This is a genomic window from Microcystis sp. LEGE 08355 (genome assembly GCF_015207185.1).
Lineage (GTDB): Bacteria > Cyanobacteriota > Cyanobacteriia > Cyanobacteriales > Microcystaceae > Microcystis > Microcystis panniformis.
Genome location: NZ_JADEXI010000107.1, coordinates 1 through 10723, shown reverse-complemented (window position 1 = coordinate 10723; position 10723 = coordinate 1). Strand labels below are relative to the sequence as shown.

General features: G+C 39.4%; 8 protein-coding genes and 3 pseudogenes. 5 read left to right on the top strand and 6 right to left on the bottom strand.

All coding sequences use genetic code 11. The features are described from left to right. The 5 genes and pseudogenes from IQ242_RS07840 to lepA form a co-directional block, all read right to left on the bottom strand. Positions 1-268 (bottom strand): annotated as a pseudogene (locus IQ242_RS07840) (DUF4164 domain-containing protein); the annotation flags it as partial. A 57-nt stretch (positions 269-325) separates the two neighbouring features. Continuing rightward, positions 326-2140 (bottom strand): ABC transporter ATP-binding protein, encoded by a 1815-nt coding sequence (locus IQ242_RS07835; RefSeq protein WP_193959575.1) that lies wholly within the window; start codon positions 2138-2140, stop codon positions 326-328. Positions 2141-2384: 244 nt separating this feature from the next. Continuing rightward, entirely contained in the window at positions 2385-3053 is a 669-nt protein-coding gene (locus IQ242_RS07830; RefSeq protein WP_228020873.1) for a hypothetical protein, read from the bottom strand. Between the two features lie 18 nt (positions 3054-3071). Continuing rightward, on the bottom strand, positions 3072-4250 hold the full coding sequence (locus IQ242_RS07825; RefSeq protein WP_193959573.1) for an AAA family ATPase: 1179 nt from the start codon (positions 4248-4250) through the stop codon (positions 3072-3074). Positions 4251-4309: 59 nt separating this feature from the next. After that, positions 4310-6121: a translation elongation factor 4 gene (gene lepA / locus IQ242_RS07820; protein WP_002762209.1), complete on the bottom strand. Its 1812-nt coding sequence runs from the start codon at positions 6119-6121 to the stop codon at positions 4310-4312. Between the two features lie 548 nt (positions 6122-6669). Between lepA and IQ242_RS07815 the strand changes: the two genes are divergently transcribed. The 5 genes and pseudogenes from IQ242_RS07815 to IQ242_RS07795 all read left to right on the top strand — a co-directional run. Next, positions 6670-6900, top strand: coding sequence for a type II toxin-antitoxin system CcdA family antitoxin (locus tag IQ242_RS07815; protein ID WP_046663217.1), 231 nt, complete (start codon positions 6670-6672; stop codon positions 6898-6900). Positions 6901-7112: 212 nt separating this feature from the next. After that, complete coding sequence (locus IQ242_RS07810; protein ID WP_012266711.1) at positions 7113-8879, top strand: N-6 DNA methylase; 1767 nt, start codon at positions 7113-7115, stop codon at positions 8877-8879. Beyond that, positions 8876-9598 carry a restriction endonuclease subunit S gene (locus tag IQ242_RS07805; protein WP_002762203.1) on the top strand — a complete coding sequence of 241 codons (723 nt, stop codon included), beginning with the start codon at positions 8876-8878 and terminating at the stop codon, positions 9596-9598. The genes IQ242_RS07810 and IQ242_RS07805 overlap by 4 nt, the downstream gene beginning before the upstream one ends. Positions 9599-9826: 228 nt before the next feature. Beyond that, complete coding sequence (locus tag IQ242_RS07800) at positions 9827-10147, top strand: hypothetical protein (protein ID WP_193959572.1); 321 nt, start codon at positions 9827-9829, stop codon at positions 10145-10147. Then, positions 10144-10518: pseudogene (locus IQ242_RS07795) on the top strand (hypothetical protein); the annotation flags it as partial. The gene IQ242_RS07800 and the pseudogene IQ242_RS07795, both read left to right, overlap by 4 nt. Positions 10519-10557: 39 nt before the next feature. Here IQ242_RS07795 and IQ242_RS07790 read toward each other — a convergent pair. Continuing rightward, positions 10558-10723 (bottom strand): annotated as a pseudogene (locus IQ242_RS07790) (RNA-guided endonuclease TnpB family protein); the annotation flags it as partial.

Below are 10723 nucleotides of genomic sequence, written 5' to 3'. Positions count from 1 at the left end.
GTCCCACCTCTAGCTTATTTAACCGTTCGTCGATTTTGTCAAATTTTTGATTAAAATCTTTTTGGAGACTTTCAAATTTTTGGTCAACATCTTTTTGGAAACTGTCAAATTTCTGGTTAAAATCTTTTTGGAGACTTTCAAATTTTTGGTCAACATCTTTTTGGAAACTGTCAAATTTTTGGTTAACATCTTTTTGGAGATTGTCAATTTTCCCCTCAATCCTAGTCAAAACAGCTTCTAGGGAATAGGTAACGGTTTCGTTAGACATAGTATCAACTCCCATTAGATATATTTTCTCAGTCCCCTATCGGGGACTATTTTAAGACTAAACCAGTTCGCCACTTTCTTGCAAAGAGTGGAGACGTTGATAGATTCCCTGCTGATTTAATAATTGATCATGGCTACCGATCTCGACAATGCGACCATTATCTAAGACGACAATTTGATCAGCTTCTCGAACGGTACTGAGACGGTGGGCGATAATAATCGTGGTGCGAGTGCCTAAAATGGATTTCATGGCTAGTTGAATGGCTCTTTCTGACTCATAATCTAAGCTAGAAGTGGCCTCATCAAAAACTAACACATCTGGATCAACAATTAACGCCCTAGCAATTCCTAAACGCTGTCTTTGTCCCCCCGAAAGACGCACGCCCCTTTCCCCTACAATAGTGGAATAACCATTAGGTAATTCCTGAATAAATTCATCGACACGGGCAATTTTACAGGCTTCTTCTACCTTCTCGAAGCTAATATTAGGATTACCGTAGGTGAGATTTTCTAACACCGTACCATTAAACACATCTACTTCTTGATGGACAATCGCTAACCGTCGCCGATACCAAGTCACATCCAAGCGACTAATATCCTCGCCATCTATCAGAATTTGCCCTTGACTCGGTTCAAAATAGCGGAAAAGTAACTTAACTAAAGTGGATTTTCCTGAACCAGATTTTCCCACTAATGCCACGGTTTGATAGGGTTCAATCAGAAGATTAATATCCTTTATAATCCTTCTTTCAGGACTATAGCCAAAGCTAAGATTACTTAATTCTACTTTCCCCGTAAAATGATAGGGATTGTGTTGGGCATGATCGGCTAAAAGACTACCAGCATCAGTGCCACTAGGCAAGTTGATAAATTCCTGTAAACGTGCCATAGAAGCATAGCGACGGGCGAAAGTTTCTGCCATTTGGGATAGGGGATCTAATTCCGCATAGGCCATACTAGCGAGGGTATAGGTGGTGATAAAATGCCCGATCGAGATTTTCTGTTGAACGGTAGCTAGGAGAGTAAAGAAAAATACTCCAAATAAACTAGCTTGGACGAGGGTTTTTTCCCAAGTTGTTAAGTCCACATAACCCTTATGAATGCGATAGATAACGTAGGTAAATTCTCTCTCTAAACGCTGTTTTTGACGATATAATTCCTGTCCTTCTGTGGCAAAAGCTTTGACGGTTTTGATATTAGTAATAATCTCAGAATTGCGACTTTGGGTATTTTCGATGTGCTGATCAAGAATTCTTTCTTTTTGCATTAAATATTTTAAATCTCTCAAAATAAAAGCTACAATTAATACAAAAGAAATAAGAAAAGCAAGGGCGATTTGCCATTGAATTATCCATATAACAATAAAAATACCGAAAACTCTAAACAATTTTGGGATCATCATTCCCGCCACTTCGGGATAAGTCCAAGTATGATTTTCTATCCCTTTGGCGATCCGGTTAGCGATGCGTCCTGGATTATTTTCATCGTAAAAAGATAGGGGTAAGGTGAGAATTTTGGCAATAATTTTTCTGAGATGATCTCGTCGCGCTCTTAAGGATATTTCCCAGTGAAACCAGACACCCACCCAAGGCTGAATTGGTGCTTTAATTACCGTGGTTAGGAAAATTAAGCCTAATAATACTGCCAAGCTAACCCACTTTTCTGAGGCAAAGGGAGTTAAAATCATGGTGCGATCGACTAAAGATTGCACGAATCCATCTAAAGGCTGATGAGAAAGAACATTAAGAATCTGTCCGACAGCATAGGGAACCATCAGATCGATAATTTCAAAGACACTCGATGCAGCAATGCTCAAAAAGGCGGCTTTTTGATAATTGCGATAGTAACTGAGAATATCCCGTAAGGAAGCCATAACATCAAGTAAATTGCCAATTTTTAACTTCTATCTGGTAACTGCTAACTGAAGAGACTAAAGGCACTTTTGGGATTGTTTTTCTGGAGTTACCATTATACTACAATACTACAAAAATCTGCCGACCTAGAAATTTATAGGACAAAAGCCTTGTCATAGTCTTGTATTCTCAATCAGCTATTAGTCAGGAGACGATGCCAGATCAGCTTATATTTCATCCTCTTCAGAAGCACCACAGATCAATTTATCGGAAATTTTGGCGAATATTATCACAAAAATTAATAAATTTCTGAAAGGTTTTTAAGTGTTCAGTTTTATCGATACGCTTTTTTAATTGATTAAGATAGTATTGTTCTTGAGCTACCCCAGGTAATTTTTTATAATAAGACAACTTTTTAGCTTCAAAAATAGACTTTAGATAAGCCAAATGAAAATCGGCATGATTTCTGCAATTAAATCTACCCATTAGTTCGGGATCATTTTCGTAAACATCATAGTATTTAACATAATCAGCTAAAAGTCCCTGTAAAGGTTGTTTAGAATTAAATATTGTACGATTGCCTAGTAGCCATGTTTCAATACATCGATTTTGAATGATTATCACGATTTCAAGTTGTGCGGGGATAGTAATATTTTTGGTGATAAAGTCATTAACATATTGTTCTCTTTCTTCGACAGTATCCTCATCAGCATCGAGACAGATGACTAGATAGTTATATTTGGATACTTCTTGAATTTTATCGATGGCGTTAGGAATTCCCTCATCAAGTATCGAGGGGTAGCCATTACCACTAATAATAAAGTAATTATTGCGATTTACTTGATCGTAAAAATAAACTCGCTTAATTTCGGAAATAAGATGAGTTAACCAGACAGTATAAAGCTTTTTTTCGGTACTTCTTCCTTCAACCAAAAAATAAATATTCATCGATTAACTAATTCCTTGGAGAAATTCTTCTAAGACATTGATAAGGTCAATAAAGGCTTTTTGTCGAGTTTTAGAAATATGAAAATCAGCCGCATTGTGTACCTGAATTACTCCTCCTTTACGAGTGACTATTTTCCAATAGGCAGGACTGATATTATTAATTATATAGGGATGATGACTGGTAATAATAAACTGTAAATCTCGATAATTAACTAATAAATCTTCTGTTAAAGTGTCCAAACAGTTAACCCCCAAACTATTTTCAAATTCATCGATTAATATAACGCTGCCAGCAGCAGATAATTTGATCGTTGCTAAGAACATCAGGCTTTTTATCATTCCAGAGGAGATATTTGGGTCTAAAATCCAAACATTAGAGTTTTTTTCTTTTATTTGTATGCGAGGTGGCTCTTCAAGTAAAACAATTCTATTTGATGAAACAATCAGATCACCTAGTTTCAATGGTTCTAAAAATTCTATTTTTAAATCTTCAACTTGAGGAAAAATATCTAAAAACTTTCTCTTTATTATCTCGAACGTATCGGGATATTTTTGATATGTGATCAGTAGTTTGTCAGAAATAGGAAGTTGACTCGATTGTAATTCAGAGAGAGAGTTATATTTGGCATATTCGTCGTTTTCCAAGATTTTATCAACTGCTGAATATGAGATATTAAACTTAAGTGGATTGAAAATCATTTTGTTAAATTCCTGTCGAACAGGGAAAACATCTTCTTCTTGATTGAAAAGCTCTATACAGCTTAAATAAGATGGTAGTTTTGGTGTCTTTGAATGTTTAAACTCAATTACCTCTTGGTTTCTTTCGATCAAAACCTCTTGATCTTTTAAAAGAGTTTCCCTAATTATACTAACCTTATTTTCGCTGTCATTACTATTGACTTCGTCTTCTTCAATCTTGATGAGAGAACGAGCTTTTCTAACCTCAAATTCACCCAACCAATGATAACGAACATGATCATTAGTTAAAAATTCTACATCCCATTTTACCCCATTTATAGATGCACCGTTAGTGATTCTTTTTAAATTACTAATGGCCTTTAAAATAGAGGTTTTTCCTGCACCTGAGATACCAACTAATAAATTAAAATCTGGAAAAAACTCGCAAGAATCTATACTTAATCCAGAGGATAAATCTTGATGGGATAATCTCAAAAGCTTCATAATAATTTCTTTCCCTCTGCCAAAACTAAAAAGGGTGAGTTAATTCTCACCCCTAGACTTTACTGAGGATCGAGTTTTAGGACTGCCATAAATGCTTCCTGGGGGACATCAACAGTTCCGATCGCTTTCATCCGTTTCTTCCCTTTTGCTTGCTTGTCTAACAGCTTTTTCTTGCGGCTAATATCACCACCATAACACTTAGCTAAGACATCCTTTCTTAAAGCGGGAATATGTTCACTAGCGATAATTTTAGAACCAATAGCTGCTTGAATGGGAACCTTAAATTGATGCCGGGGAATCAATTCTTTTAACTTTTCGGTTAACGCACGACCAACATAATAAGCTTTATCCCGGTGAACGATCATCGCTAAAGCATCAACGGGATCACCATTGACCATAATATCTAATTTAACTAGCTCATTTTCCCGATAGCCAATTAATTGATATTCCATACTAGCATAACCGCGCGATCGAGATTTTAATTGATCAAAAAAGTCCGTCACCACTTCCGCTAAAGGTAACTCATAAATCAAAGCGGTGCGAGTTTTAGTAAAATAACGCATATCCTTGAAAACTCCCCGACGACTTTGACATAATTCCATCAAAGCGCCTACATAGGTTTCCGGAGTAATCATTTCCACTTGGATATAAGGTTCCTCAATTTTTTCCCGTTTTTGTGGGGAAGGTAACAAACTAGGATTATCCACTTCGACAATTTCCCCATCGGTGGTAGTGACCTGATAAACTACCGAGGGAGCAGTGGTAATTAAATCTAAGTTATATTCCCTTTCTAGTCTTTCCTGGACGATTTCCATGTGTAGCAGTCCCAAGAAACCGCAACGGAAACCAAAACCCATGGCGCTAGAAGTTTCCGGTTCGTAGGATAGGGCTGCATCGTTTAATTTTAACTTTTCTAGGGCATCTTTGAGATCGGCATACTGATCAGCATCCGTGGGAAATAATCCGCAGAAAACCATCGGTTTTGCTTCCGTATAACCGGGTAAAGGCTCTTGTGCTGGTTTAGCGGTTAGAGTAATCGTATCACCCACCCGGGCATCAGCAACAGTTTTAATCGCAGCTGCCAAATAACCCACTTCTCCTGCGTGAAGTTCATTTACTTGCACCTGTTGCGGTGATAAAATTCCCAATTCATCAATAACAAATTCTTTACCGGAAGCCATAAAACGAATTTTATCGCCCTTTTTCACCCGACCATCCATGACGCGGAAATAGACAATTACCCCTCGATAAGCGTCGTAATAACTATCAAAAATTAAAGCTCGGAAGGGTTCTTCAAGGGTATCTTGGGGAGGGGGAACTAATTGGACGATCGACTCTAGAATATCATTAATACCGATCCCAGCCTTAGCCGAGGCCCGAATCGCCTCACTACAGTCTAAACCCACCACTTCCTCGATTTCCGCCGCGACCCGTTCCGGTTCGGCACTGGGTAGGTCGATTTTATTTAAAACTGGGATAATTTCGAGGTTATTTTCCAGTGCTAGGTAAACATTGGCTAAAGTTTGCGCTTCCACGCCTTGGGACGCATCCACAACTAATAAAGCTCCCTCGCACGCCGCTAGAGACCGAGAAACCTCATAGGAAAAATCTACATGGCCGGGGGTGTCAATCAGATTGAGAACGTATTTTTGACCATCCTTAGCGGTATAATCCATGCGTGCCGCTTGTAACTTGATGGTGATACCTCGTTCCCGTTCCAAGTCCATATTATCGAGAAATTGTTCTTTCATCTCCCGTTGGGCTACGGTTCCTGTAATTTGCAGGAGGCGATCGGCGAGAGTTGATTTACCATGATCGATATGAGCGATGATGGAAAAATTGCGAATGCGAGAAACGGGAACGTCAGTCATCGTGGTTCACTGCTGGCAAAAGTCAGGGGTTTATAAAATTTTAGATTCCTTAATTCATTGTAGAGGTAAAGTCTCTAAGGCTGGAGCAAAAGCGAAAAGTAAAAGGTAAAAAAAGCTAAACTGCAAGTATAGTCAGGGTTTTGGCCTTAGCTTCCCCTCTCGGCATCCACAGGAAACTATGGTAGGCTTGATTATGGTGACAAAATCAGGGAAAGGGCAATGGCTAAGGAAAGGCTCTATGATTTGTCCAAATCCCATTACTATATATAGGGCTGGCTGAATAAATCTAAAAACCTTGTTGGATAAGGCTTTTAGACTTTTTTACCTCAAAAAGTGCCTATGGAGTGATCGGGGGCAAAATCCCTGGACTTTTTCCCTGAAAATTAGGTAACTGACTACTTCAAAATCGGTAAAACCCCACACCCTACACCCTACACCCCACACCCTGCCACCACGAAAAACTTTTTTCAGCAGCTCCTAGATAAACTCTTGGATGAGAATCCTCGACTGACGGGTAGAATGATAGATAGCAATCATTAATAGAGCTTATGAACGACAATGCTACACCGACTCAGCGCACGGCGGAGAAAGTTGAAATCGCTATTCACCTTGACTCGGAAGTTTTAGAACAGATTAAACACCTGACTAACGATCCTAGTCGCATTATCGAAACAGCGATTAAACAGTGGCTAAGAGGAGAGAGACAGCCGGATGAGGACTTAACCCGTCATCTTCGACGCAATCCCCCCGTACCACCCAAAGGGGAATGGAATGACTAAGATTTTTCAGTCTCTAATAGGTTATTTCCCGACGGAGAGACTGAAATATTTTCTTAGGTCAACCATTGACGGTAATTGAGATTTTTTCCCCAACTAAGCTGGTTAATAGTAGTATTGCCTGTAACAGCAACGCAACGGTTTAAGCTATTTACCTACTGCTCTGGTTTGCAGTAGGCTTAGTTATCGTGTAACCCATAGGTGTATAGATTATTATGCCGTTGAATAAACAGGCTATCTTAGATGACATTTTTCGCAAAGCACCACCGTTGAACTCTGAGGACGACTGTGCTGAGAATGTTGTTATTCCTTTCATAATGAGGCTTGGTTACGACAGGAACCAGATACGTCGAAAAGTCTCAATCACTGGAACTTCAGGACATAGATTTAGAAAGCAAGCTGATATCGTTGTTTATATTGGGGAACGTCCGGCTCTTGTGGTTGAAACCAAGCGTATTCAGCATCGATTGAGCGAGGAGGATGTTAACCAAGCGCTTTCCTATGCTCAACTTCTTGAACCATCTACACCAATTGCAGTTCTGACTAATGGACGTGATTGGGAGATTTATTATTTGGATAGAGACGATATTGGCGGATTAGAATCCGTTCCTGAACCGCAAGAGCTTGAAAGCACAATACTTACTGTCTCTAGCAATGTAGTTCAATTGGAAAAGCGACAAGCTGCTGAGCGACTTTTAGTAACTATTGAAAATAAAGGTGACTTAGAAATAGCATTTAGGGAATGTCGAAAAGAGTTAGCTAAAGAAGGACTCATTGCCGAGTCTGCATTTGATGAGCTAACTAAAATTCTCACTTGTAAGTTTAACGAAGAGAAAAGAGATGCTGAAGGCCTTGCACCCAATCGCTTTACATCTTCCTGGCTTCTTGGCAGTGGACCTCTAGCTGCTTTACAGCAAATGTTTACTGACGCAAAACAGACTTTTAATGTATTCCCTACGGGAACTCAAATTCAAATTAGAAGCAACGAAACTGTTGAAAAAATTGTTCGTGAATTAGAGCCTTTTGGTCTTTATGGTTTTAAGACACCACTTGGCTTGGCTGGAGCAGGAGGAGATGTAGTTGGTTCTGTTTATGAAGCCTTTCTTACTGGAACACTCCGAGGGGACTTAGGACAGTATTTAACCCCAAGACAATTAGTTGAGTTCATGGTTGAGATAGCTGATATAAAAATTGGAGAAAAAGTCCTTGATTTATCATGCGGAAGTGGTGGTTTTCTTATTAGAGCGTTTATTAATGTCCGCAAAAAAATTCGATTTCTTGATTCTAGCCAAGATGAAAAAGATCATTTAGTTAGTAATCTTGTCACGAATAATCTATGGGGAATTGAGATAAATCCTCGGTTAGCCACTTTATGTCGAATAAATATGATTTTACATGGTGATGGCTATGAACATATTTATACAGGAGATTCAATTAGAGAAGATGTTTTTGAGAATACAGATGGACGCAGAACTGATTTTTTAAATATTGAGCAAAATAACGCAGCAATGTTTGATGTAATTCTCATTAATCCCCCGTTCAATATACCCTATGAAGATTCTGCTACTTTAAACCGGTATTATCTAGGACGAGGTAAAGCTGCTCAAGGTTCAGACTATTTGGTTCTTGAGAGAGCAATTCGACTATTAAAGCCTGAAACTGGACGTTTGCTAGTTATTTTGCCCCATGGTGTTGCCAGCGGAGTTTCCGAGACTGAAGTTCGCAACTTTGTGAAATCTCGTACACATATTCATGGTTGTATAAGCTTACCTGTCGGATCATTTAAGCCGTTTGGGGGGTCTAATGCTAGAACCTGTGTTTTGTATCTCAAGAAGACTACTGGAGACAATAAAAAGCGTTTTTTAGCACAAGCAGAACACGTTGGCTATGACATTACCTCAAAATATTATAGAGAAACTGATCTCAATGATTTACCTGTTATCGCGGAAGCCTATCATAGAGTAAAACTAGAATTGCAATGACTATTGAGTTAATTAAACCAGACCCTTTAATATTAACAATCACTGAAGAATCAGCCCGTAGTATCGATACAGTTGATGCTGGTGCAGCTTATACACAATATTTGCATGAGCAAATAGGTGAGTTTGAACAGCAGCCTTTAGGAAACTTTGTAGATGTTGTATCAAGAAGCGTTAATCCACGCTCTAGTAGATATGCTGGTCAAATATTTGAATATATAGATTTACGAGAAGTAGATGATATTTATGGCTATATATTAACTCTTAAACTTAATCAAGGAAATGAGATTGGAAGTACAAAACATCGCTTTCAAAAGAATGACATTCTCTTCGCCAAGATCATGCCCAGCTTGGCCAACAAAAAGATTGCGCTAGTAACTCAAGATGTAACTAACGCAGTAGCTTCAACTGAATTTATTGTTTTGCGAAAAAAATCACAAGCCGAGATTAATCTTTATTACCTTTTTCGGGCTTTACGTTCTGATCATTTTACCCGACAAGCGACAGCAAACGTTACTGGTGCAACGGGGCGACAGAGAATTAGCCCGTCTAGATTACTAGAATTACAAATAATTGTTCCCCCAGAAGAGATTCAAACACAAATTGGAGATGCTGTCGAACAAGAGTTTACGCTAAGGACATTGGCGGCAGAACAATCAAAGAAAGCTGATGACTTAGCTCAGCTTGTACTTGGTAATCTAACTCTTAGAACCGACAGCTAGAAAGCGCGGAAGGTAGGTTGGGTTGACGACTGTTACCCAACACCCCATCCAATAACCAGGCAAAATCATTTATAATTATTTGATAATAGGACATTGGTTGGGTTTCGTGCTAAATTCGTTGAGTATAGGCTACATATCAGGACAAGCAAAAGGGGGAATAGATAATCAGTTTTTAATAAACGGATTTAGGATCATTTTGCTGGGGTACTGACAGGAGGAACAAAACTGATGCAGATAGAAATTCAAGGAGCCGATGCTATCAAAGTTGCTCAGGATATCCTAGAGACGGAAGGGGTGCAAGGCAGCTACGAAGTTATCTCTGAAGCGGAGAGAGAGGGAACCCTTGCTACCATCGCCACCATCATCGGCATTATTAGCGGAACAATCGCCATCGCTGAGAAATTTTACCAATCAAAGCAAAAAATTGACTCTCCCGAAACCCCGAAAATCGAACGGGTGTTGATTGTCAGCAAAAACGGCGATCGCCTGCTGCTCAAAGATGCTACCCTAGAGCAACTACAAAAACTCTTGGAACAAGAAAAATCATGAATATACTGCATATTGACCTTCAGGAGAGGGGTAGCAACAGCGTTGAGTTCCGATTTTTCTGGGATAACCCCAACCAGATTGATTTCTACACAAGATCCTTGAGTGAAATAGACAACCTCAGTAAAAAGGCCGACACCGATTACTATACTCGTTTACCGGAAGATCACGCCAAAACAGGACAAGGTTTGTACCGATGGTTAGATGGTACGGAGCGCATCCTCCAGAACGAATTAGATAGCCACCGGGGAGAGAAAATAGTTCTGGCCATCAGCACCAGCAAAAGATTAGTCCATCTACCCTGGGAATTATTACACGATGGTCAAAATTTTCTGGTGTCTAAGCTTCCCGCTATTGTTCCCATGCGGTGGTTGACATCCTCACCGCCGTAAACGGACGGTGATTCCCAAACCTCACGATTTGGGTTTCTGCTTCTTTCCCGAAGGATTTTTCGCACCTGCCTTAACAGATTTACTCTGTTCTGGTCTTATGGTCGCGACCCGGACTGACACCGCAAGCCCTGCGGCCAAAATGTTTTTACTAGCGTTAATATCTCGGTCATGGTGAGTCCCACAGTCT

Coding starts and splice junctions, on each gene's coding strand:
- IQ242_RS07805 (WP_002762203.1), top strand. CDS start 8,876: ATGACTATTGAGTTAATTAAACCAGACCCTTTAATATTAACAATCACT.
- IQ242_RS07825 (WP_193959573.1), bottom strand. CDS start 4,250: ATGAAGCTTTTGAGATTATCCCATCAAGATTTATCCTCTGGATTAAGT.
- IQ242_RS07835 (WP_193959575.1), bottom strand. CDS start 2,140: ATGGCTTCCTTACGGGATATTCTCAGTTACTATCGCAATTATCAAAAA.
- lepA (WP_002762209.1), bottom strand. CDS start 6,121: ATGACTGACGTTCCCGTTTCTCGCATTCGCAATTTTTCCATCATCGCT.
- IQ242_RS07810 (WP_012266711.1), top strand. CDS start 7,113: ATGCCGTTGAATAAACAGGCTATCTTAGATGACATTTTTCGCAAAGCA.
- IQ242_RS07815 (WP_046663217.1), top strand. CDS start 6,670: ATGAACGACAATGCTACACCGACTCAGCGCACGGCGGAGAAAGTTGAA.
- IQ242_RS07800 (WP_193959572.1), top strand. CDS start 9,827: ATGCAGATAGAAATTCAAGGAGCCGATGCTATCAAAGTTGCTCAGGAT.